Source organism: Shewanella intestini (assembly GCF_018221465.1).
Lineage (GTDB): Bacteria > Pseudomonadota > Gammaproteobacteria > Enterobacterales > Shewanellaceae > Shewanella > Shewanella intestini.
Genome location: NZ_JAAIKR010000001.1, coordinates 66,653 through 91,720, shown reverse-complemented (window position 1 = coordinate 91,720; position 25,068 = coordinate 66,653). Strand labels below are relative to the sequence as shown.

Sequence of the window (25,068 nt, the reverse complement as noted above, 5' to 3'; positions counted from 1 at the left end):
TTCTCCTGGTGACTACTTAGTGCTTTGACGGTATTGCTCAATTAGTTCGATGAAATGATCGAATAATGGTGCAGCATCATTGGGGCCTGGGCTTGCTTCTGGGTGACCTTGGAAGCTAAATGCAGGTTTATCCGTTAAATGAATACCTTGCAATGAACCATCAAATAACGACTTATGGGTAACTCTAATATTGGCTGGCAATGTTTCTTCATCAGCAGCAAAACCGTGGTTTTGACTCGTGATCATGACATTGCCTTGCTCAATATTACTCACTGGATGGTTCGCACCATGATGACCAAACTTCATCTTCAAGGTTTTAGCCCCTGAAGCAAGTGCGAGTAACTGGTGACCTAGACAAATACCAAATACTGGAATATTCGTTTTTAAAATCTCTTGAATGGCTGTAATCGCGTAATCACATGGTTCTGGATCGCCAGGACCATTTGATAAGAAAATCCCATCAGGGTTCATCGCTAAAACTTCAGCAGCTGTAGTTTGCGCAGGTACCACTGTTACGTCACAACCACGGTCAACCAACATACGTAAAATATTGCGCTTAACGCCGTAATCAAACGCGACAACTTTAAATTTAAGCTCAGTTTCTGGAGTGTCAGAAGGTAAACCACCCACTAACTTCCAGCTACCTGAACGCCAAAAGTAAGTTTTGTCGGTAGTGACTTCTTTTGCTAAGTCCATGCCTTTAAGACCAGGGAAAGCTTTAGCTGCAGCAAGGGCTTTATCTTGGTCAATGTCACCCACCATGATACAACCTGCTTGTGCGCCTTTTTCACGAAGAATGCGGGTCAACTTGCGGGTGTCAATATCAGCTATACCGACGATATTATTGGCTATAAGATATTCACTTAAGCCTTGCTGGTTACGGAAGTTACTCGCGATTAGTGGTAAATCTCGAATAATTAAACCACAAGCATGAACTGCTGTTGATTCAACGTCTTCAGTATTGGTTCCTGTATTACCGATATGCGGGTAAGTAAGGGTTACCATTTGGCGAGAATAGGAAGGATCCGTTAAAATCTCTTGGTAACCTGTCATTGAAGTATTAAATACCACTTCACCAACAGATGTTCCTTGTGCACCGATTGCTGTGCCAGAGAATACGGTTCCATCTTCGAGTACGAGTAAGGCAGACTGTGTCAACGCGACCTCCAAATAGAGCCAAGTCACTTAATTAAAAGTATTTCATAAGAGTAAGATGCCATTTATCAAAGACGAATTTTTGACAAATTCGGGCGATCTTATAGTGTTTTTTCAAATACGTCTAGAGTAAAAAACAGTATTTAGTTTCCAAAAAAAACCACCAATAAATGGTGGTTTTTATAAATTATTTAAGACCCAAAACTTGCTGCATATCATATAGTCCGACATCTTGTATATTTAACCAGCAAGCGGCCCGCATAGCCCCATTAGCAAAGGTCATCCGACTCGACGCTTTATGGGTAATTTCTAGGCGCTCGCCAATATCGGCAAACAACGCTGTGTGCTCACCAACAATGTCACCTGCACGTACTGTGGCAAAACCAATCGTGTCACGTTTGCGTTCGCTCGTAATTCCTTCGCGGCCATAAACGGCGCATTCATTTAGATCACGGCCTAATGTTTCGGCAATGACTTCACCCATTTTTAATGCGGTACCTGAAGGTGCATCTTTTTTATGGCGATGATGTCCTTCTAAAATTTCAATATCAGTGTAATGCCCCATCACTTCAGATGTCAGTTCAAGCAGCTTCCACATTAAGTTGACCCCAACAGACATGTTAGGGGCCATGACTATTGCGATATGTTGAGCGTCGGCTTCTATTTGCTGTTTTTGTTCTAAGGTGAATCCGGTGGTGCCGATAACAATCGACTTTTTATGCTCAACACACCATTTAACATGCGCAAGAGATGCCTCTGGTGAGGTAAAATCAACTAACACATCAAAGTCATTTGCAACTTGTTCTAATGTATCAACGATAGTGACATTCATTGACCCGACACCGGCTAGTTCGCCAGCATCAACACCAATAAGCGTCGATCCACCGCGTTCTATTGCTGCGCCAAGGTAAATATCATCATGATGTTTAGCAGATTCAATTAAGGTGCGCCCCATACGGCCGCTCGCTCCAACAACAGCAATCTTTACAATAGTTGTCATGTGTTCCTCTTCGATTAATCTATCTGTACTAAACAAGTTATCTGATACAAAAACGCCTAAGCAAGCTTAGGCGTTTTGATGACATTAAAGAATGTCTAATAATTCAACTTCAAACACTAACGTTGAATAAGGTGGGATAGATGCACCAGCACCACGCTCACCGTAAGCTAAGTGCTGTGGCACATATAGCTTAACTTTAGTGCCAACAGGCATAAGTTGAAGTGCTTCAGTCCAACCAGCAATGACACCAGAAACTGGGAATTCAGCAGGTTGACCACGCGTCACTGAACTATCGAATACTTCACCATTGATGAATGTACCGTGGTAGTGAGCACGAATAGTTGATTCTAACGTTGGTTTTTCACCTTCGCCTTGTGCTAAAACTTCATATTGCAGACCTGATTCAGTCACAATAATTTCTTCACGTTTTGCATTTTCAGCAAGGAATGCTTCACCTTCTGCTGATGCTTCAGCAGCTTGAGCTTCTTGAACTTCTTGTAAGCGACGGCTAATTTCAGTGAAAGCAACCTGTAGGTCTTCCATTGAAACTTGACTTTCTTTACCTAAGAATGCGTCAGCTAGACCAGCTTGAACAGCAGGAATATCAATCCCTTCAAAAGGGTTTGCAGCTAATTGTTCGCCCATTTGACGACCAACACCGTAACTTGCTTGCTGTTCCATAGTGCTGAATGTATCAGACATATTTTCTACTCTCATTCATCGATTAAAAATTCGCACGGAGTTTATCATAAAAACAACACGATTGTTGCCTCATTAGATAGCATTTATCTATTTATTTTTTTAAATATTACAATCACTAAAAGATGACTTTTTCATGGCTGTAAAAATCAGCTTGATAGACAACACGCTCGGTGAATTTCATTGCAACAATAACACCTTAATCAGCCAATATTTTACACCTTCAGACAACTATACGTCATTGACTAAGGTCGCTTTTTATTAGTGTTTATGATTAAGCTTATTTGCGTCTAGGTGCGCGTTTAACAAAGGCTTTGTTGCTATTTTTATTTGCGGTACGTCGATTAGCCTGTTTATCTCTTACCGGTCTTTTACTGTCATTATTACGCGGTTGATCTGTTACTGGAAATGCAACCAATGATTGTGTCACTAACGGTTGCTGGGTTAACTGGACAATCGTGTTAAGTTGTAATAACTCTTGATGGCACACTAATGATATCGCATCCCCACACTTCCCCGCCCTTGCTGTACGTCCTATTCGATGAATATAAACGGCGGCTTGTAAGGGCAGTTCAAAATTAACTACCACAGGTAATGCATCAATGTGAATCCCCCTAGCCAACACATCGGTTGCAATTAATACGGTAATTTTGCCACTTTTGAAATCACTTAGCATTTGTGAACGCTTAACTTGTTCTTTATCGCCATGTAAGGCGGCAGTAGCAATACCTGCTTTTGATAATTTTTTACACACCGAATCAGCATCCGCTTTGGCATTCACAAACACCAATACTTGTTGCCAAGCGTATTGTTTAATTAAGTGTTTTAATGCATTAACCTTACAGCCTTTATTCACGTGATAAATCGTCTGTTTGATATCACCCACCACCTTATTAAGTTTGTTCGCTTCGATTCTAATGGCAGTATTGGCCAATACTGAGGTAGCTAAATGCGTGAGTTTCTCAGGCATGGTGGCGGAAAACAAACACGTTTGTCTTGCTGGCATAAAGGTAAGCAAGGCTGTTATATCCTCAACAAAGCCCCTATCTAACAAGCGGTCGGCTTCATCAAGCACTAACATGTTAAGTTGCTCAAAATTAACCTCACCTTGCTGTGCTAAAGCCAGTAACCGCCCTGGCGTGGCAACAATAATGGGGGCGGGTTCTGTTAAACGTGACACTTGTTGTTCAATGTTTTCACCGCCACTTAATTGCTCAACCTTTAAATTCAGTGCTTGGCCAATTGAGGTGATATGGGTTGTCACTTGTAGGGCAAGCTCACGCGTGGGCACAATTATCACGGCAACAATAGCAGCCTTCACCTCTAGCATGGCGAGTTGTCGCTGCATGACCTTATGCAATATAGGCAATACAAAAGCGAGGGTTTTGCCACTGCCTGTTTGTGCCAAAGCAAGTAAATCCTCACCCTTTAAAATAACCGGGATAGCTTGTTGTTGAATGATTGTCGGGGTCACAATTGATGCGGGCAGTTGCAGCAAAAGTTGAGAGTGAAGTGACATATTTGAAAATGACATGTGCCTTGACCTATCTACAATGAGAAATAATGAAAGACGCGATGGTAAGTGAGTTAATTTCAGCGTGCGTGACCAACTAAAATCAGCAACAAAAAAGGCTGCTTACTTAATGTAATCAGCCTTTCCTCTATTAGCGCTTAGCTCAGACGCTATTGAGTCACATTTAGCTATTTAAGTCTTGGAAAAACTTTTTAACGCCATCAAAAAAACCATCAGCTTTTGGGCTGTGTTTTTTTGATTTTCCGGTTAATGTGCCTTCAAACTCACGCAGTAACTCTTTTTGTTTTTCATTCAAGTTAACCGGTGTTTCCATAACAACTTTACACAGCAGATCACCTACAGCGTGGCTACGAACAGACTTAACGCCTTTACCACGTAGACGGAACATGCGTCCAGTTTGAGTTTCTGCAGGGATTTTTAAGTTAACTTTGCCATCAAGTGTTGGCACTTCAATCTCACCGCCTAATGCGGCTTTACTAAATGAAATGGGCACTTCGCAATATAGGTTATTACCGTCACGAGTAAAGATATGGTGTTCACGCACAGTGACTTGAACATACAAGTCGCCCGCTGGTGCGCCAAACTCACCAGCCTCACCTTCACCAGATAAACGAATGCGATCGCCAGTATCAACACCCGCTGGAATTTTAACGTTAAGGGTTTTGCTTTTTTCAACGCGCCCTTCACCGTGACATTTATTACATGGATCTTTGATGATTTTGCCGCGACCGTGACAGGTTGGACAAGCTTGTTGCACCGCAAAGAAACCTTGGCGCATTTGCACCTGACCTTGACCATGACAAGTACCACATGTGGTTGCTGAAGTACCTTTTTTAGCGCCACTACCATCACAAACATCACAACTGGCTAGGGTTGGAATACGTAATTCTTTACTTAAACCGCGAACAGCTTCTTCAAGAGACAACTCAAGGTTATAACGTAAGTCTGAGCCACGGGCGGCTTGACGTTGACCGCCACCACGACGTCCACCACCAAAAATGTCACCAAAAACATCACCAAAGATGTCACCAAAGTCGCCTTGACCGCCGCCACCGCCACCACGGTTAGGATCGACACCGGCATGACCAAATTGATCATAAGCTGCTTTTTTATCGCCGTCGGTTAAAATTTCGTAAGCTTCTTTAGCTTCTTTAAATTTAACTTCCGCCTCTTTATCACCCGGATTACGATCCGGATGAAACTTCATGGCTAGACGCTTATAGGCTTTTTTGATTTCACGTTCTGAAGCATCACGTCCGACACCTAGAACTTCGTAGTAATCACGCTTTGACATAGTTATATATTTCTCGAAGAATCTTAAAGCTTAACTTGTACAAACGGGCGTTTGAGGTATACCTCAACGCCCGATTAATGAATAACTAACTAATATTGTTAATTATTTTTTGTCGTCTTTCACTTCTTCAAACTCAGCATCAACCACATCATCAGCAGGTTTTTCTGCACCAGCATCTTGTGCTTGCGCGCCTTCTCCACCTTGTTGTGCTTGAGCTTTAGCTTGAGCGATTTCCATTAATTTAGCCGACGCTTCCATTAATGCTTGAGTCGCTTTATCAATGGCTTCTTTGTCGTTACCTTTCGTTGCGGTTTCAACCTCAGTCATTGCGGCTTCAATTTTCTCTTTTTCCTCTGCAGGCAATGCATCACCGGCTTCTTCGATTTGTTTCTTAGTTGCGTGAACCATGCCATCTGCTTGGTTACGCGCAGTGACTAACTCTTCGAATTTAGCATCTTCGTCAGCATTGGCTTCAGCATCACGTACCATTTGCTCTACTTCTTCGTCGCTCAGACCTGAGTTAGCTTTAATAGTAATGTTTTGTGCTTTACCTGTTTTCTTGTCTGTTGCAGAAACATTCAAGATACCGTCAGCATCGATGTCAAAAGACACTTCAATTTGTGGCATGCCGCGTGGTGCAGGCTCAATACCTTCTAGGTTAAATTGACCTAAAGATTTGTTGTAGCTTGCTTGCTTACGCTCACCTTGAAGTACGTGAATAGTTACCGCACTTTGGTTGTCGTCAGCCGTTGAGAACGTTTGTGATGCTTTAGTCGGGATAGTGGTGTTCTTCTCGATAAGTTTAGTCATCACGCTACCCATGGTTTCAATACCAAAAGATAGTGGTGTTACGTCTAACAATAATACATCTTTAACGTCGCCAGAAAGTACGCCCGCTTGAATTGCTGCGCCAACGGCTACGGCTTCATCAGGGTTAACGTCTTTACGAGGCTCTTTACCAAAGAATGCAGTGACTTCTGCTTGCACTTTAGGCATACGAGTTTGACCACCAACAAGAATCACTTCGTTGATATCTGAAACAGAAAGGTCAGCATCCGCTAGTGCCACTTTTAATGGCTCTAAAGAACGAGTAATTAGGTCTTCAACTAAAGATTCTAACTTAGCACGAGTGATTTTAACGACTAAATGCTTAGGACCGGTTGCATCAGCTGTGATGTACGGTAAGTTAACTTCAGTTTGTGTGGTGCTTGAAAGTTCGATTTTTGCTTTTTCAGCCGCTTCTTTCAAACGTTGCATTGCTAAAGGATCTTGACGTAAGTCTAAACCTTGCTCTTTTTTGAATTCGTCTGCTAAGTAGTTAATCAAACGGTTATCGAAATCTTCACCACCTAAGTGAGTGTCGCCGTTAGTCGCAAGTACTTCAAATGTTTGGTCGCCATCGTTGCTATCAATTTCAATGATAGAGATATCGAAAGTACCACCACCTAAGTCGTATACTGCAACAACGTTTTCACCTTGTTTTTTGTCGATACCATAAGCAAGAGCAGCAGCAGTTGGTTCGTTGATGATACGTTTAACATCAAGACCAGCAATACGACCTGCATCCTTAGTTGCTTGACGTTGTGAGTCATTGAAGTAAGCAGGAACGGTAATAACGGCTTCAGTAACTTCTTCACCTAAGAAATCTTCAGCAGTCTTTTTCATCTTTTTCAAGATTTCAGCAGAAACTTGTGGTGGCGCCATTTTTTGGCCACGTTGCTCAACCCATGCATCCCCATTGTCAGCACCAATGATTTTGAATGGCATAATATCTACATCACGTTGAACTTCGTCATCTTTAAAACGACGACCAATTAAACGTTTAATAGCAAAGAATGTATTCGTTGGGTTAGTCACCGCCTGACGTTTTGCAGGTTGACCAACAATTGTTTCATCATCGGTATAAGCAATAATTGAAGGAGTTGTACGCTCACCTTCAGCGTTTTCAATTACGCGTGGCGTGTCGCCATCTAAGACTGCCAAACAAGAGTTTGTTGTGCCTAAATCGATACCAATAATTTTACCCATGGGGTCCTCCGAAATGACGCTTTGCGTCTAAAAATCTGTTATTTACTTGTCGATAGAAGGTGTAAGCAGACATGTTTTCTGGCTTAAATGTTCATCCTTCATATCGTCCTTAACTCCTATATTGGGACAGCAAATACTTTTACAAGGGGAAAATTAAAAATTTTTGGTAATAATTGATGGATTTTGCTCTCAATGCTGTATTGCACCAGTTTAATCGTTTATTTAGAATACAAAATTGAATACTGTATACAATGTTAAGAGGTATTAAGTGTCGTCTAATCAACAGGCTTACGTGCTGGCATTGCTGGCCATTTTATTGTGGTCAACTGTTGCCACCGCTTTCAAAATAGCCCTGAGTTTTTATACACCCATGCAATTAGTGTTAGTGGCGACCACGACTTCTATTTTGGCATTAAGTGTCATTCTTATTTGGCAAGCAAAGCTGTCACTGATAAAAGCGCAATTTATTGCACGCCCAGGATTTTACTTATTAACTGGCTTGCTCAACCCATTATGCTATTACCTTGTGTTATTTAAGGCTTACGAACAACTGCCAGCACAACAGGCGTTAGCGCTCAATTACACCTGGGCTATTCTATTACCCTTATTAGCCGCACCGGTGTTAAAGCATCAGTTAAGAGCCACCGATATTTTAGCGGCTTTAGTGGCTTATGCCGGGGTATTTGTGATTGCTACACAAGGCCAATTAGCCCAATTTAGTTTTGCCAATACGCTAGGAATTGCATTCGCCTTATTAAGCACCGTCATTTGGTGTAGCTATTGGATAATTAATACTAAGGATAAAGGTGATCCCGTTATTAGTTTGACGATAAGTTTTGTGGTCAGTTGGCCTCTAATCTTGTCACTGACATTAACCACGCAAACCTTACCCAGTTTTAGTGTTGATGCCTTATTTGCAGGGATTTATGTGGGGCTATTTGAAATGGGGATCAGTTTTGTGTTGTGGTTAATGGCACTTAAACATACCAACAAGACCTCAAACATCAGTACATTAGCATTTTTAACGCCGGTAATTTCAATTGGTTTTATCGCCGTCATCCTTAATGAGCAGATTCAAACCACCACTTATTACGGCTTATGTTTAATTGTAACGGGCTTGTTCATTCAGCAGTTATTGCCAACGTTTTTAACTAAACGCACTCCTAAGCTCGCGTAAAATTAACATTTTTACACTTTTAGATTATTGATAATTGTGCAATGTAGCACTATAAAAATAATCATAAGCGAAGTAAGGAGACTGAGCATGGGCATGCTGAGATGGAATTTAAAGGAAAAAACCGAGCGTAAAACGCGGATTATCACCTTATTATGTGTTGGGCTTATCTTATTATCAGAGCTGTTTTTTGGTGATAACTCAACCCTATATGCCGCAATGTATTTAAGCTTATTTGCTGTGTTTGCAATGACCATTACTGACAATATTCAGCGACGTTATTTCACTTCTGTAATGGAATACGCCCAAGCATTTAGGTTGGTGTCGTTATTGCTATCACTGGCTTTTTTAGTGATTTGGATACTGACTTCATTACAGCGCTACCACCTGTATGATTAAATGTGTTTTCATTTTTAAATCAACTTATTACCTGCCACACATTAATAACAAAAGCAGTATTCAGTTAAATCAATTCGAGTAAATGATATGGTTAATTGAACAAAAAGGTAGATCATTTTTGATCCACCTTTGTCTATTTATCACTGTATCAACTCAATACTAACTGGCTACCTACGATTAACCTCGGCTAGTGTAGTCACCCCACGCCAACCATTTATAAGTGGTTAGAGCCTCAAGAGCCATTGGACCTCGGGCATGTAACTTTTGAGTACTAACAGCCACTTCAGCGCCTAAACCAAATTGCGAACCATCAGTAAAACGCGTGCTGGCATTAACATACACAGCAGCGGAGTCGACTTGATTAACAAATTCTGCAGCGCATTGAATATTGTCGGTTAAAATGGCTTCTGAATGCCCAGTTGAGAATTGGCGAATATGTTCAATCGCCATATCCATATCAGGGACAACTTTAATGCCTAACGTCAGTGACAACCACTCGGTTGCGTAAGATTTATCGTCGGCAAGAGTGACATCAAATGCAGCTAATATTTGTTGAGTGTTGTCGCAACCCACTATTTTTACTTGTTGTGACGCTAATTTTTTCGCCAGTTCAGGTAAGTATTGAGCAGCAATGTCTTGATGGATTAGCAAGGTATCTAATGCATTGCATACCGTTGGACGTTGCACTTTTGCATTAATAATGACATCGGTTGAGCGAGACAAATCTGCAGCGCTATCTAGGTATAAATGACAAATACCAATGCCACCTAAAATGACCGGAATGGTTGCTTGTTCAGAGCAAAGACGCTGCAAATTTTGCCCGCCGCGTGGGATAATCATATCAACATATTGATCTAACTTAAGGAGTTCGGTAACCAAAGTCCGATCTGGTGAGGTTATCAACTGCACGGCATCGGCGGGTAACTCTTGGCTAACAAGCGCGGCGCGGATCACTTCACTTAATGCTTTATTTGAATGCAGCGTTTCTTTACCACCACGTAAAATAACCGCATTACCGGTTTTTAATGCCAGTACAGCAATGTCTACCGTGACATTGGGGCGCGCTTCGTAAATTACCCCAACAACCCCAAGAGGTACACTGCGCTGCGTTAAACGCAGCCCATTATCAAGTACTTGGCTAGCAGACTCTTTGCCTACAGGGTCAGCTAATTGAATGACATTTTGAATGTCATCGATAATGCCTTGTAAGCGCGACTCATCTAGCAGTAAGCGGTCAATTAACGCCTCACTTAACCCGTTGGTTTTTGCTGCGCTAATATCTTGATTATTGGCGGCTAAAATAGGTTTAATATTGTCACTAAGCTGCTGACTTATGGCTTGCAGCAAGGTCGATTTTTGCTGCGCGGTTAACGTTGCTAATATAAAACTGGCCGCTTTAGCTTGTTGACCCATTTGTACCAAATTCACGTTGGTTGTATTTGACATAAGTGCTTCCTTAATTGGTATTGAATACAACCATATCGTTACGGTGAATAACGGCATCACCATAGTTATAGCCGAGTAATATCTCAATTTGATTTGAGTGTTTTGAGGCGATAGTCCTTAGTGCAGCAGCGCTGTATCGTGTCATGCCTTTGCTGATTTGCTGGCCAAAACGGTTAACGATATCAATAGTCGCGCCGCGGCTAAAGTTGCCCTCGACACTAATAATGCCTTTAGATAGTAAGCTACTACCTTGATGCGTAACGGCTTTTTCTGCGCCTTTATCAACAACCACGTGTCCTTGAGAACTCGGCCCAGCCAAAATCCATTGTTTACGATTTTCTAGCGGATTTTCTAGCGCACTAAAGAACGTACCTACCGTCTCTTTTGCCGCCACCTTTAACAATACGTCTTTGAGTTGCCCTGAAGCGATAATCACATCAACCCCTGCGCGACGAGCAATATCCGCCGCTTCCAACTTAGTCGCCATTCCTCCTGTACCTAAACCAGAAACAGCGCCACCAGCTAAACGGCGTAAACTGTCATCAATATTAACCACTTCAGTGATCAATTTAGCCTCGGGGTTATTTCTTGGATCGGCGTCAAACAACCCAATTTGGTCGGTGAGCAATATCAATAAATCAGCATCACATAGTAATGCAGCCCTTGCCGACAAGTTATCGTTATCACCAACTTTGATTTCATTGGTCGCGACGGCATCATTTTCATTAATGATAGGAATAATGTTGTTTTCAAGCAGGACATTTAACGTATCGCGCGCGTTTAAGTATCGCTCTCTATCTTGTAAATCTGCACGGGTTAATAATAACTGTCCAACTTGTAAGCCATACAGATTAAATAAATTAGACCATGCAAGAATAAGCTGACTTTGACCAACCGCGGCAAGGAGTTGCTTGTTAGCCATCGTATTGGGGAAACTGGGGAAATTTAAGTGTTCACGACCTGCAGCAATGGCGCCAGAGGTACATAACACCACCTCAATGCCTTGCTTCATTAACAAGGCAACTTGCCTTGCAATTTCGACCATATGGCCTTTATCTAACTGCTGACTGCCAGAAGTTAATACACTTGTTCCTAATTTAACAACAACACGACGGTAATTCATCACACCTACTCAAAAACTAATTGGAATATTTTTATACCCAATTCATTCGTTAATTGATAGCGATTAAACGTCATCTTGAATATATTTAGTCGTTATTTTACCGTATCGAATAAATGAAGGGTTATGCATTGCATAACCCTTCATTTAAGCGTGTATTAGTTACGCCAATAAATAAGTCATTAACTGTAGGTAAACTTAATCACAAACAAAGCAGCAATAACAATCACGCCAGTGTTTAAGTCTTTAAAACGTCCAGTTAGCAGTTTAATGACGGCATATGAGATAAACCCAAAGCCAATAGCATTAGCAATAGAGAACGTTAATGGCATTAACAAACACGTTACCGCCACTGGCGCAGCTTCAGTAATGTCTTCCCAGTCAATATTAACCAGCCCTGACATCATTAAAATAGCCACATAAAACAGTGTCCCCGCCGTTGCATATGCGGGCACCATATGGGCAAGTGGTGAAAAGAATAAACACACAATAAATAGTACACCCACAACAACGGCGGTTAACCCGGTTCGACCACCGACACTCACACCAGCGGCGCTTTCTACATAACTGGTCGTGGTCGAGGTACCTAATGCAGCACCGGCAATGGTTGCCATACTGTCTGCGGTTAATGCTCGTTTTGCTCTTGGTAAACGGCCTTTCTCATCTAAAAATCCTCCTCGCTGAGCAACCGCTATCAAGGTGCCTGAGGTATCAAATAAATCAACAAATAAGAATGCAAACACCACAGAAATCATACTGATTTCCAGGACCCCAGATAGGTCCATTTTCATAAATGTAGGTGCTATTGAAGGCGGCGCTGACACAATACCGGTGTATTGCACATCACCAAAAATCAACCCCAGCACGGTGACAATCAAGATGCTGGCAATCACTGCTGATTTCATTCCACGATAAACCATGGCGATAATTAAGAAAAAGCCCAACGCACCCATTAATGCAGGAAACGCGGTAATATCGCCCATTGTCACTAACGTTGCAGGACTTGCCACCACAATGCCTGCACTTTTAAGGCCAATTAGCGCGAGGAACAAACCAATACCGGCCCCAATACCAAAGCGCAACGACATGGGAATCGAGTTCACTACCCACTCGCGAATATTGACTAATGAAAGAATTAAAAAACACACACCAGACATAAAGACAGCGCCTAATGCCGTTTCCCAGCTATACCCCATTTCACCGACGACGGTGTAAGTGAAAAAAGCATTCAAGCCCATTCCTGGTGCCAAGGCAATCGGATAGTTGGCAATGAGCCCCATAATGAAACAACCCACCGCGGCGGCTAAGCAGGTAGCAACAAACACCGCACCATGATCCATTCCGGCATCGGCAAGCATCATCGGATTAACAAAAATAATGTAAGCCATGGTTAAGAATGTGGTTATACCGGCGATGACTTCTTGCTTCAATGTTGTTTGATTTTGTTTTAGTTTAAATAGTTTTTCTAACATGGAACCTTGTTCCTTGAGGTGGGTTAGTGGTTTTTATCAATAGACTTGAATATACAATTGTCCTTATTTTGGAACAGTCGCGTTAAACAACACGTTTACCCAAGCATATTTCGCGGCAAATTATAGAGATATAAACAAGGGATAGCTATCCATTTAAGCATCAATAAGTTAACAATAATGACAAAAACAATCCCATTGTAGAGAGTTTGTGATATGGCTAAAAAAAGCAAAAAAAAACCTACTTAAAATAAGTAGGTTGACTGCTTTGTAACGCTATGTTTGGGGGAACATAAGTTTGCATTACAATGTGATGTAACAACAATAGTTGCTGTTTTATCAAAGTCTACACGTCTTTCGACGTCAAAAGGTACATAGATGATGAATAAACAGTTAAGTAAACCTATTTACTTCAAAGGGTAAAAACCCAGATACAACATGCTTACACTGAGCTACAATTTCTGCCAAAACGTATTCTGGTTATGTTAATACGTCATGATAAATCGTCTTAAAAAGTGACACTAACTGAATCAATATTGATGCAGTTGTCTAGAGCACACCTTTCATTTTTGAGCCAACTTAGCGCTCAAATTCTTGGGGCTAATGATCGACCCAAGTAAACTTTCATGCTGGCAACTCAACCTCAGATGAATTTATTATACGAAATAGTAATAAAATTACAAACATTTTTATACAAAACCTTCAATCGAGGTGAAAGTGTAATATAAAAACACATTTTGTTGTTTATAGTCGTTTTACACAATGACAGCGTATTAGTGATGACATGACAATTTATTCGCTTAAATTAAGCTTAGGGAACTGATGTTTAGAACCTATTTTAAGCCTGAGGTAAATAGTTATAAAAATAGATAAAACCCAACAATGAAAAACCCAAAAATGGGCATTGAATGAAACACTCACACAATGCCCCACCTCGACATTAACGACAAATGTATTGAAACAATGTCACTAACGGGTTAGCTGTCGGTTTACCGTAAAGCGGGTCGCCTTCTGTTGCGCTGCCAGCGATATCAACATGGGTAAATGCTAAGGGCGTTGACGATTGCAAACCATGGCAATCTAACCCTGCAGCTTTAATTAAAAATGCTGCCGGATATTGATGCCCACGAGTGGTCACTGAAGACGGACCGTTATTAGATGAAATCACATCAGCAGCGCCGTTTCTATCGGCAATCTTGTCAAAGTCATCAGGTCGTAAACTCGACACTTCTAGCGGTTCCCCCCATAAAGTGCCAATTTGTTCAAGGTGATTAGCCAATTGCTGCTGCTTGGCTACTGAGTTTTCAACCAAGGCACTATATCCCCCATAACAACGCACTACATGCCCTGTTAGGGTTGCAACACTATATAATTGCGGCGGCTTTGATTGCTTGCCATTAATGGAAGTGGCCTGGCCTTTTAGGTGAGATAACAAATCGGCCAATACCAAGCGGCCTTCGGCATCAGTATTACCAATACGTACTCTAACGCCAGCATGGCTAGTAATAATTTCATCAGTAACAAATGCATCGCTACCAATACTGTTTCTTACTAACCCAAGCTCAGCGACCACTCTAACTCCTTTAGGTTGGGTGATTGATAATGCCTTCATTAATCCCGCAACAGCCGCAGCGCCGCCTTTATCGCGGCTCATACCAGCCATGCCACCAGCTACTTTTATATCTGCGCCGCCAGTGTCATAAACCACGCCTTTACCGGCAAAGAAGTAACTTTGTTCAATGTCTCCCTCCCCCACATACTCAAGCTTAATGACCCGAGGATGGTGTCGCGCAACATCAAATGAACTTCGCCCGACGGCGCTCAACAAAGGATAATCATTAAGTAATGTGGCTTTATCCACCACCACTTGGCAATTAACTACCGTGTCTTTAAATGCCGTCTCACAATAATTGGCAAACGCAATGGCGCTCATTCGCTCTGGTTCTGTGCCACATAAATCGCGTGCAAACGATTGCCCAACAGTTAACGCATTCACCTTAGCGCTTAGGGTTGTATCAGATAACAACCCAATACAGGTAAAAGCCGGCGTTAAGCCATTAGCTTCTCGTGTTTCTAGTGGTTGCCAAATAGATTGACCACAAGCAATGGCTGCGACTTGTTTGGCAAATTCAAAGCGACCTGTTTCAGCAGCGCATACAATCAGCAGGGGTTGTTTTGCCCCTGCTTGTTGGGCAGTTTCTATCGCAGTGCGCGCGGCTTTAGCATATTGACGAACATCGACATAATCATCGTTAAGTTGCTGCACAGGAGAAATAATCAGCCTGCCGCCAGCAAGACCAGGGGCAAACAGCAAGGTTGTTGATTGCCCCACACGCTGATCAATGCCTGCAGCGTGTGATGCAAGCATATTAATTTCATCATATGGGATATCCGCTAAACGGGGAGTGACCACAACCACAGCATCCCATCCTGAACCTTCAAAAATAGCATCAACTTGGCTGACATCTTTTATTGGGCTATGAAACATATTCATTCCTTTTACTACGTTAATTATCCACCATAAAGGGTGAAGTTATATTTACAAAAAATGCGAACTAAACCAATGCCAATTAATGACATTTACCTAATAGAAAAACCAGCTTTTAGGATAAATATGCTAAAGTGCGCTCACACACATCCACTGATTAAACCTTTGAGGGCCTTATCGTGACTGCATTAAATCAATTATATCCTCAGCCTCTTTGGCAATGGTTCGAACAAATTTGCGCCATACCACATCCATCAAAATTTGAACAAGCACTGTCGCAACATATTCAAGACTGGGCGGCCGCACAAGGCTTAAACGTTGTTGAAGACAAAGTGGGTAACCTCATTATTAAAAAACCGGCCACTGCAGGTATGGAAAATTGCCAAGGCGTTGTGTTACAAGCGCATATTGATATGGTGCCGCAAAAAAATGCCGATAAAGAGCATGACTTTGAAACCGACCCAATTGAAGCTTATGTTGATGGGGAATGGGTAAAAGCGAAAGGCACCACATTAGGCGCAGACAATGGCATTGGCATGGCGTCTGCACTGGCTGTTTTAGCCAGCACTGATATTAAACATGGTCCATTAGAAGTGCTATTAACTATTGATGAAGAAGCGGGCATGACGGGCGCTTTTGGCTTAGAAGCAGGCATGCTTGAGGGCGATATTTTAATTAATACCGACTCAGAGCAAGAGGGTGAGATTTACATGGGTTGCGCTGGCGGCGTTGACGGCCAAATTTCAGTACCGATGTCTTGGCAAGCACCAGAGCAAAGCAACGCCAGTTTCCGCTTAACCTTGTCAGGTTTAAAAGGTGGCCACTCTGGGGTAAACATTCACCTTGGACGCGGTAATGCCAACAAGCTACTCGCTAGGTTCTTATTTGAATATGCGGATGATTTAGCAATTGAATTAGTTGAGTTCTCTGGTGGTTCATTACGTAATGCCATTCCGCGCGAAGCCAACATTGTTATCATGTTACCAACTGAAAACGTGGCTAGCCTTAATAACGCATTAGATGCATTCCAAGCAATCGTGCGCAGTGAATTATCTATTGCCGATCCTGACATGCTACTAACTTTAGAAACGCTGGCAACACCTGCTAAAGTGATGAGCGAAACAGCACAAAACACCCTTATCGATTTGCTTCATGCTTGCCCAAATGGTGTCACTCGCATGAGTGATGAAGTAGAAGGCGTTACCGAAACATCGTTAAATGTGGGCGTAATTAGCACACACGAAGAAGAAGTTAACGTCCTTTGTTTAATTCGCTCATTGATTGACTCTGGGCGTAAAGAAATTGAAGGCCGTTTGACTTCTTTAGCCAATTTAAGCAATGCAGGTGTTGAGTTTAGCGGTGCATACCCAGGTTGGAAGCCAGATAATAGCTCGCCAGTAATGGAAATTGTGCGTGCGACATACAATGATATCTATAAAAAAGACCCAACAATCATGGTTATCCATGCAGGTCTTGAATGTGGCCTATTTAAAGAGCCTTACCCATTAATGGACATGGTTTCAATTGGTCCAACCATTCGTTTCCCGCATAGTCCAGATGAAAAAGTGAATGTCACTACGGTAGGTCAATACTGGGAATTATTACTGGCTGTACTCGCTAATATTCCTCCTAAAGCGGCGTAACAGCGGTAAGAATTTTAAATAGATAAACAGCAATCGAGTCAATAGATTGCAGATAAAAAGGTTGCTTGGGCAACCTTTTTTTATGCCAATGAATTTATAGTCCGCGTTAAATTCAAGCGACAACTTAGCACCAATGATTATGGCTTATGGCTTATGGCTTATGGCTTATGGCTTATGGCTTATGGCTACTCAATAATAACCAAGCTGTCACTCATATCAGTATTCTTCAATCTTCAATCTTCAATCTTCAATCTTCAATCTTCAATCTTCAATCTTCAATCTTCAATCTTCAATCTTCAATCTTCAATCTTCAATCTTCAATCTTCAAAGTTTAAGCGAGAAACATTCATCTATAAGGGTAAATTTAATTGGGTAACATGTGCTTGTTCATCAGCGGGCTCTTTTTCATCAGCTAACCCAACGCTGACCCCCAATAAGCGAATACCTCGACCATTTGCTCGTTGAATCGCATCAGTGAGTAATTTCGAAAATAAGTTCACCGACAACTCATCACTGCGATGCTCCATAGTGGTTTGTTTAAAATCATTAAATTTAATTTTAACCACTTGTTTATAGAGTTGTCTGTCTTTAGCGCTGCGCTGCATTCTTGCTGATAACTCTTGAATAAGTTGCGGCATCACTTGTTGGCACTGCGCTAATGTATAGATATCTTTAGCTAATGTTGTTTCAACTCCAACCGATTTACGTACTCTATGTGGGCTTATTTCACGGTCATCTCGTCCATGTGCGCGCTCTATTAACACTTGACCAAATTTTCCAAACTGTCTAATTAACTGTTCCGCAGGATACTGCTGTACATCTTTACAATGAGTTAAACCAATATCGAGTAGTTTTTTGGCCGTCACCTTGCCCACACCGGGGATTTTCTTCAGCGCTAACGGCTTCACAAAGTCTGCAATTTCATCTGGGCGGATAATATATTGACCGTTAGGTTTATTTAAATCAGAAGCTATTTTGGCTAAAAATTTAATTGGTGCCACACCTGCCGATGCCGTTAAACCCGTTTGTTCAAATATTTGCTGGCGAATGGCTTGTGCCATTAATGTTGCACTGCCTTGGCAATGCTCACTGTCGGTGACATCAAGATAAGCTTCATCTAGTGATAATGGTTCAATAAGCGCTGTATATTGTTCGAAGATGGCGCGGATTTGCTGCGAAATTTGCTTGTATACTGACATTCGCCCAGGGACTAAAACTAAGTCAGGACATAGTATTAATGCCTGATGGCTCGACATCGCAGAATGCACCCCAAACTTACGTGCTTCATAATTACAAGTGCTAATCACCCCACGGCTATCACTGCGTCCCCCCACCGCCATAGGCTTACCACGTAAATGAGGAAAGTCACGCATTTCTACAGCTGCAAAGTAACAATCCATGTCAATATGAATGATTTTTCGCATAACTACATTTGAGCTAACAAGCGATATAACGATAAGATGACACTATAATACTGTATGAATAAACAGTATGCAAACACAAGGGGGAGGTAATATATCTAGCCACTTGATTAATAATCATTTTTACTATTTTTTTACTGAGTACATTGGTGATATTGAAATATCAGCCTAATTCAAAATCAGTTACATTTTGTATAACTATATTGTGAAATTGTTGAGCTGGACGACATTTAATTCAACTTCATCACTCTAAAATAACAAAACTTATAATAATACAATTTAGGGTAACCTAATGAAAAAGCTAGGTTTTAAGGCAAGTCTTTTGTCGGCCATGACTGTGTTACTGATCCTGTCATTATTAATAACTGGGTTAGTTACCCACTATCAACTAAAGTCTCAAATTGAGAATAGCCTAATACAAGATATCCACAGCGCCATTGAATTAAAAGCATTAGATATTAAAGCCTCATTTGATCAAACCAGTGAAACCGTTAGCCAGTTGGCTAATTTATATCGTCAACACGATGCCAGCGATGACCCTGTCGCGATGGCCAAGTATGCAGCCAAACTAGGCGGCGTCAGTAAGGTCATTATTGGTTTTGATGATGGCTCATCATATGTATCAAAGCCTTCGGCGTCTTTCCCAAATGGGGTGGGTTTACTCGATAAATATGATCCGCGCACTCGTCCTTGGTATCAAGCCGGGAAACGCAATAGCGGCATTTCATTAAGTGATGTCTTTTTTACCCGTTCTAATGGCATCCCCATGCTTGGCATCATGCACCCAATTGATGGCGGTATTATTATGGCCGATCTTCGTTTTGAAGATTTACGCCAGCAACTAGACAAAATCAATGTCATTGAAGGTGCAAGCGGCTTTATTATTGATAAACAAGGGTTGGTATTAGCGTCAAACTCACCTTATATACAAGCCAAGCAAAATATTAATGATGTCAAACCACTTCGTGACAATTTCCAAACCCATGTAGGTAAAGAAAGTAGCGTTGATAAGATTGTATTAAACGGCAGTAGCAACATTATTGCTACAGAACGCATTCCGCTTATTGGCCAACATGAATGGTACTTTATGGTCACCGTGGATGAGTCTATCGCCATGGCACCATTATTTACCGCAACATTAAAGTTGGTCTTAATTGTCTCGTTGGTGTTACTAGGTTCAATTATTACCATGTTGGTGCTATTAAATAAGCTGTATAACCCAATTATAGAGTTAAGAAACTTGGTGACTGAATTATCACAAGGTAATGGCGACCTTACTCGCCGCCTTAACGTTAACTGCGACGATGACATTGGTAAAATTGCCAATGGGATTAATTTATTTATTAGCCAACTCCAACAAATGATGTTGAAAATAAACCATGCAACGGTGACATTATCCTCAGGTATGACTAAGCTGCAGCAATATAGTGATAATAGTCAGAATATTTTAGCATCACACACCAGCGAAACAACCCAAATTGTCACCGCTATTGAAGAGTTATCAAATACTGCTGAAGTGGTTGAAGACAATACTAATTGTGCGGCGCAGCATACACTTAAAGCACATAAAATTGGTGAGCATTCATTAACGACAATTGAATCAACACAAAAACGTATACAAGCCTTAGCGGCGCAAATTAATCAAACCGCTAACACCGTTGAAAATATGAATAATGAAACCAACAGTATTCAGTCAATTGTTGATGTCATTGGCAGCATTGCAGAGCAAACAAATTTGCTAGCACTAAATGCATCCATTGAAGCTGCACGTGCCGGTGAACAAGGTCGTGGTTTTGCCGTAGTGGCTGATGAAGTCAGAGCACTTGCTAGTCGCACCCAAGCAAGCACCAGTGAAATAGAAGTCGCACTGACAAAACTGAAAACAGAAGCAACTAGCGTAGTGTCATCAATTCATATCACTGAAAAAGCGTGTGATGAAACAGTAGAAACCGTTGAAAGCACTTCAGCAAGCTTGCTTGAAATGAGTGCTACCATGGAGCAAATTAACCAGCTCAACTCACAAATTTCTACTTCCTCGACTGAACAAAACCAAGTAATCCAAGCCATAAATAAAAATATCCATCAGATACATCATATGGTGGAAACCTTAAATACTGAAGGTAATCAGCAACGCAATGAAACCAATAGTATTGCCGATATTAATGACAATTTATCTCAGTTGATTGGGCAATTTAAACTGTAATGAGCTAATACAAATGAGCTAAAGTTTAGCCAAGTACATTAATAAATAGTTTAGCCAACAAGTCCCCAGCTGGCGGTGATTGATTTTATAAATCAACCATCGCTTTTTTTGGGGGTGTATATTCATCTCGTAAAAAATATCCAGTAGGTAAACCTACTGGCTATGTTAAAAGGGCTCCGAGCCCGTGTAGCGGCTAGTGTAAATTACATCTGTTTTTGCAAGTAGTTTTGTAGACCAACGCGGTCAATTAACCGTAATTGCTTTTCTAACCAGTACATATGGTCAGACTCAGTATCATCTAACAATACTTCAAGAATTTCACGTGTTTGATAATCGCCTTTAACTTCACACAAGGCAATGACTTTACGTAAGTGCTCAGCAACTTGGTATTCGTAATTTAGGTCGTTTTCAAGCATCTCTTTCACATCTTTACCAATATTCAATGCTTCACGGCTTGCGACATCTGGCGTACCTTCTAAAAATAAGATCCGTTGTACCAATTTAGCCGCATGGAGCTTTTCATCGTCTGACTCATGCAAAATACGAGTATACAGTTCGTTTAAGCCCCAATCCTCATACATATGAGCATGTACAAAATATTGGTCCATAGCGGAAAGCTCGCCTGTAAGCAAAGCGTTAAGTGCGTCGATAACCTCTGGATGACCTTTCATAATCTTTGTCCTTTACGTTACATTTGAGATTGAAGATAATTTTGCAGTCCCATTTTTTGAATAAGCTCTTGTTGAGACTCAATCCAATCAATATGCTCTTCTTCATCTTCAAGTAATTGTTCAAGTAAATCGCGGCTAATATAATCACGCTCAGTTTCACATAACTTAATCACTTCACGTAACAGGGTAACCTGCTCTGTTACTGCTTCCATATCGCACTCAAGCATCTCTTGGCAATGCTCACCAATACGTACCTTATCGAGCTGTTGTAAGTTAGGTAGCCCTTCAAGGAACAACACACGCTCGATTAACTTATCGGCGTGCTTCATGTCTTGAATCGATTTTTTATATTCTTTGTTGTTGAGCTTTTCTAATCCCCAATGATTAAACATACGGGCATGAAGAAAGTATTGATTAATCGCGGTTAACTCAAAGGTTAATACGCGATTCAATTGACTAATGACGCTTCGATGGCCTTTCATAATGATGTCCCTATTGAATCAACTTGATCTAGATCAATTTAATTAAGCATACCTCAAAGTTACATAAGTGTAAATTTTTTCTTAAAATACAGTGACTTGCAATTAGCAATCGTTATCATTTGAATTAACATTTACGATTTTTTATACAAGGATAATAAAAAAGCCTTCAAAATGAAGGCTCTCTTATTATGACAATGTAACAACTTTAAATAATTCGGTTCTGTTCAAGCTTTGCTTTACGCTCTTCTTCTGCCATTCGGCGTTTACGTTTATCGCATGGGTCGTCACAATCACAGGCTTTTTCAATCCCTAAAACCCCAAGACCACCACAACTACCTTCAACCGCTTTCTTTTTAATTAAATACCCAACTGACATCATTAAAAAGAACAGCATTAAAATAACAAATGCAGCAATGAATGTACTCATAATAAACTCCATGTTAAGGCTTATCTAAACTTTGGTATTGTTTAAACGCGTCGCTGTAATACATTTTGTAACCGTCTTGCGTTTTTTCTATTAGCATTACGGCTAAATGATGCTTATTAGCTAATGCTAATGATGCTTTGGCACCTAATACCATCATTGCAGTCGCATAACCATCTGCGGTCATACTGCTTTTATGTAACACCGTCGCTGAGGCTAATGTATGCTTAATCGGGTAACCCGTTCTTGGGTCGATAATATGAGAAAAACGTTCGCCATCCTCCTCAAAATAATTTCTATAATCGCCTGATGTCGCCATCGACATCGTACCCGGCTCTATCACTTGCTGAATGCTTTGCCCTGCTGAATCAGGCTTTTCTATCGCCACACGCCATGGTTGGTTATCAGGTTTATTGCCTTTAACACTGATCTCACCGCCCACTTCAACCAAATAACCGCTGACACGATATTTATTTAGAACGGCAGCAACTTTATCAACGCCAAAACCTTTCGCAATAGACGATAAATCGACATAGAGGTTTGGATTATTTTTGATGAGATGATCGTTTTTTATTGATATGCCATCAATGCCCATTTTAGATTTAGCAAGGCTGATACTGCTTGGGCTTGGTATTTCAGTCGGTTTTTTGGTTGGTCCAAATCCCCATAAATTAATCAGCGGGCCGAGGGTAATATCTAACGCACCGCCGGTTTCGTCATATAAACGAAAACCTTCTTTAAGCACTTTAATAGTGTCGGGCGACACCCTCAGGCTTTGCGGCGTGTTCATTCTATTAAATTTCGACAGTTCAGAGTTTTTCCGATAAGTCGACATTTGGTTATTAACACGTTCAAGGGTCGTGTCGATTTCAGCTTGCAATAGTTGTGGATCAGGTAACGATGAATTACGAACCACTTTAATATGATAAGTGGTGCCCATTGTTTTACCTGACAACGACAACACCGGCTCAGGTTGAGCACATGCCGTGACAAATACAACCAATATCAGTAGCGATAACAACTTGGTTAAATGTTTAATCATTGCTTTTTCACAGTTAATTTAAAAATAAAAAAATTGCAGCTTGTTAAACATTGACGATCATTGTCAAACAAGTCTGCAATTCCATTTTGCCTTACTCATGATGGGCTAACTAACTATTAACCACCAAAGTCATCAAGTAAGATATTTTCATCTTCCACACCCAAATCTTTTAGCATGCCAATGACAGCTGCATTCATCATTGGAGGGCCACACATGTAAAATTCACAATCTTCAGGTGCATCGTGGTCACGTAAGTAGTTTTCATATAACACGTTATGAATAAACCCGGTGTAACCATCCCAATTATCTTCTTCTTGCGGATCAGATAATGCAACATGCCAATCGAAATTCTCATTGGTTTGCGCTAAGCCGTCAAAATCTTCTACATAGAACATTTCACGCTTAGAACGTGCACCGTACCAGAAGCTCATCTTACGTTTAGAGTTAAGGCGTTTAAGTTGGTCGAAGATGTGTGAGCGCATTGGCGCCATACCCGCACCACCTCCAACAAACACCATTTCAGCATCAGTTTCTTTTGCAAAGAACTCACCAAATGGGCCTGAAATCGTCACTTTATCACCTTCTTTAAGGCTCCAAATATACGATGACATTTTACCACATGGCAGGCTTAAATTACGTGGCGGTGGCGTAGCAATACGCACGTTCAACATAATAATACCAAATTCTTCTGGGTAGTTAGCCATTGAATAAGCACGGATAGTTTCATCGTCAACTTTAGATTCAAGGTTAAAGAAGCCAAAGTGCTCCCAGTCGCCACGGTACTCAGCTGGTACATCAAAGTCGGCATATTTCACATGATGCGCAGGCGCTTCAATCTGAATATAACCACCTGCACGAAACGGGACGGTTTCACCATCAGGAATTTGTAGTTTAAGTTCTTTAATGAAAGTCGCTTTGTTATCGTTTGAGATAACTTCACACTCCCATTTTTTGATGCCAAAAATCTCTTCATCAAGCTCAATTTCCATGTCACTTTTGACATTGACCTGACATGATAAACGACACCCCTGACGCGCCTCACCTTTACTAATATGGTCAAGTTCAGTTGGTAGAATATCTCCACCACCTGATTTAATGTTCACGCGACACTGGCCACATGAACCACCGCCACCACATGCACTTGAAACGAAAATACCATTGTTAGCTAATGCGCCAAGCAATTTGCCGCCAGCAGCTGTTTTAATTGCTTTATCTGCGTCACCGTTAATACCAATATTGATATCACCGCTTGCCACCAGTTTTGATTTAGCGAATAAAATCACTAATACCAATACTAAGACAATCGCAGTAAACATACTCACACCTAGATAAACATCTATTGGAGTAGATTCAAGAATACCCATTCACTTATCCTT

Annotated in this window: 20 protein-coding genes; 4 read left to right on the top strand and 16 right to left on the bottom strand. The window is 41.2% G+C overall.

The window, feature by feature from the left end:
* Positions 1–12: 12 nt before the first annotated feature.
* From carA to dnaK, 6 genes are all read right to left on the bottom strand, one after another.
* A complete protein-coding gene (carA, locus tag G3R48_RS00410) occupies positions 13–1,170 on the bottom strand; it encodes a glutamine-hydrolyzing carbamoyl-phosphate synthase small subunit (RefSeq protein WP_153661321.1) in 1,158 nt (385 codons plus the stop codon).
* Positions 1,171–1,342: 172 nt separating this feature from the next.
* Complete coding sequence (dapB, locus tag G3R48_RS00405) at positions 1,343–2,155, bottom strand: 4-hydroxy-tetrahydrodipicolinate reductase (RefSeq protein ID WP_153661323.1); 813 nt, start codon at positions 2,153–2,155, stop codon at positions 1,343–1,345.
* 84 nt (positions 2,156–2,239) lie between these two features.
* Positions 2,240–2,857 (bottom strand): BamJ family beta-barrel-assembly machinery protein, encoded by a 618-nt coding sequence (gene bamJ / locus G3R48_RS00400; protein WP_153661325.1) that lies wholly within the window; start codon positions 2,855–2,857, stop codon positions 2,240–2,242.
* Between the two features lie 277 nt (positions 2,858–3,134).
* A complete protein-coding gene (locus G3R48_RS00395) occupies positions 3,135–4,388 on the bottom strand; it encodes a DEAD/DEAH box helicase (protein WP_153661327.1) in 1,254 nt (417 codons plus the stop codon).
* 163 nt (positions 4,389–4,551) lie between these two features.
* Positions 4,552–5,682, bottom strand: coding sequence for a molecular chaperone DnaJ (dnaJ, locus tag G3R48_RS00390; RefSeq protein ID WP_153661329.1), 1,131 nt, complete (start codon positions 5,680–5,682; stop codon positions 4,552–4,554).
* Between the two features lie 102 nt (positions 5,683–5,784).
* The gene (gene dnaK / locus G3R48_RS00385; RefSeq protein ID WP_153661331.1) at positions 5,785–7,710 is read right to left on the bottom strand and encodes a molecular chaperone DnaK; all 1,926 of its coding nucleotides are present in this window, start codon (positions 7,708–7,710) and stop codon (positions 5,785–5,787) included.
* Positions 7,711–7,978: 268 nt separating this feature from the next.
* Between dnaK and G3R48_RS00380 the strand changes: the two genes are divergently transcribed.
* The gene (locus G3R48_RS00380; RefSeq protein ID WP_212593159.1) at positions 7,979–8,887 is read left to right on the top strand and encodes a DMT family transporter; all 909 of its coding nucleotides are present in this window, start codon (positions 7,979–7,981) and stop codon (positions 8,885–8,887) included.
* An 87-nt stretch (positions 8,888–8,974) separates the two neighbouring features.
* Positions 8,975–9,283, top strand: coding sequence for a hypothetical protein (locus G3R48_RS00375; protein WP_153661333.1), 309 nt, complete (start codon positions 8,975–8,977; stop codon positions 9,281–9,283).
* 177 nt (positions 9,284–9,460) lie between these two features.
* On the opposite strand, the gene G3R48_RS00370 is transcribed toward G3R48_RS00375, so the two are convergent.
* The 4 genes from G3R48_RS00370 to G3R48_RS00355 form a co-directional block, all read right to left on the bottom strand.
* Complete coding sequence (locus G3R48_RS00370; protein WP_153661335.1) at positions 9,461–10,729, bottom strand: glutamate-5-semialdehyde dehydrogenase; 1,269 nt, start codon at positions 10,727–10,729, stop codon at positions 9,461–9,463.
* 10 nt (positions 10,730–10,739) lie between these two features.
* Positions 10,740–11,852 carry a glutamate 5-kinase gene (gene proB, locus G3R48_RS00365; RefSeq protein ID WP_153661337.1) on the bottom strand — a complete coding sequence of 371 codons (1,113 nt, stop codon included), beginning with the start codon at positions 11,850–11,852 and terminating at the stop codon, positions 10,740–10,742.
* 179 nt (positions 11,853–12,031) lie between these two features.
* Complete coding sequence (locus G3R48_RS00360; RefSeq protein WP_153661339.1) at positions 12,032–13,321, bottom strand: NCS2 family permease; 1,290 nt, start codon at positions 13,319–13,321, stop codon at positions 12,032–12,034.
* Positions 13,322–14,258: 937 nt separating this feature from the next.
* Positions 14,259–15,806: a M17 family metallopeptidase gene (locus G3R48_RS00355; protein WP_153661341.1), complete on the bottom strand. Its 1,548-nt coding sequence runs from the start codon at positions 15,804–15,806 to the stop codon at positions 14,259–14,261.
* Positions 15,807–15,985: 179 nt separating this feature from the next.
* Here G3R48_RS00355 and G3R48_RS00350 point away from each other — a divergent pair, with 179 nt between their 5' ends.
* Entirely contained in the window at positions 15,986–17,449 is a 1,464-nt protein-coding gene (locus tag G3R48_RS00350) for an aminoacyl-histidine dipeptidase (RefSeq protein ID WP_212593158.1), read from the top strand.
* 350 nt (positions 17,450–17,799) lie between these two features.
* On the opposite strand, the gene dinB is transcribed toward G3R48_RS00350, so the two are convergent.
* A complete protein-coding gene (gene dinB, locus G3R48_RS00345) occupies positions 17,800–18,873 on the bottom strand; it encodes a DNA polymerase IV (protein WP_153661343.1) in 1,074 nt (357 codons plus the stop codon).
* A 289-nt stretch (positions 18,874–19,162) separates the two neighbouring features.
* Here dinB and G3R48_RS00340 point away from each other — a divergent pair, with 289 nt between their 5' ends.
* Positions 19,163–21,073, top strand: coding sequence for a methyl-accepting chemotaxis protein (locus G3R48_RS00340; protein WP_153661345.1), 1,911 nt, complete (start codon positions 19,163–19,165; stop codon positions 21,071–21,073).
* Positions 21,074–21,276: 203 nt separating this feature from the next.
* Here the strand turns inward: G3R48_RS00340 and bfr (G3R48_RS00335) are convergent, their stop codons facing one another.
* The 5 genes from bfr (G3R48_RS00335) to nqrF form a co-directional block, all read right to left on the bottom strand.
* Positions 21,277–21,744: a bacterioferritin gene (gene bfr, locus G3R48_RS00335; protein ID WP_153661347.1), complete on the bottom strand. Its 468-nt coding sequence runs from the start codon at positions 21,742–21,744 to the stop codon at positions 21,277–21,279.
* A gap of 17 nt (positions 21,745–21,761) precedes the next feature.
* Entirely contained in the window at positions 21,762–22,226 is a 465-nt protein-coding gene (gene bfr, locus G3R48_RS00330; RefSeq protein WP_153661349.1) for a bacterioferritin, read from the bottom strand.
* 205 nt (positions 22,227–22,431) lie between these two features.
* Entirely contained in the window at positions 22,432–22,653 is a 222-nt protein-coding gene (nqrM, locus tag G3R48_RS00325) for a (Na+)-NQR maturation NqrM (protein ID WP_153661351.1), read from the bottom strand.
* Positions 22,654–22,666: 13 nt separating this feature from the next.
* A complete protein-coding gene (locus G3R48_RS00320; RefSeq protein WP_153661353.1) occupies positions 22,667–23,692 on the bottom strand; it encodes an FAD:protein FMN transferase in 1,026 nt (341 codons plus the stop codon).
* A 116-nt stretch (positions 23,693–23,808) separates the two neighbouring features.
* Positions 23,809–25,056 carry an NADH:ubiquinone reductase (Na(+)-transporting) subunit F gene (nqrF, locus tag G3R48_RS00315; protein WP_153661355.1) on the bottom strand — a complete coding sequence of 416 codons (1,248 nt, stop codon included), beginning with the start codon at positions 25,054–25,056 and terminating at the stop codon, positions 23,809–23,811.
* Positions 25,057–25,068: the final 12 nt, after the last annotated feature.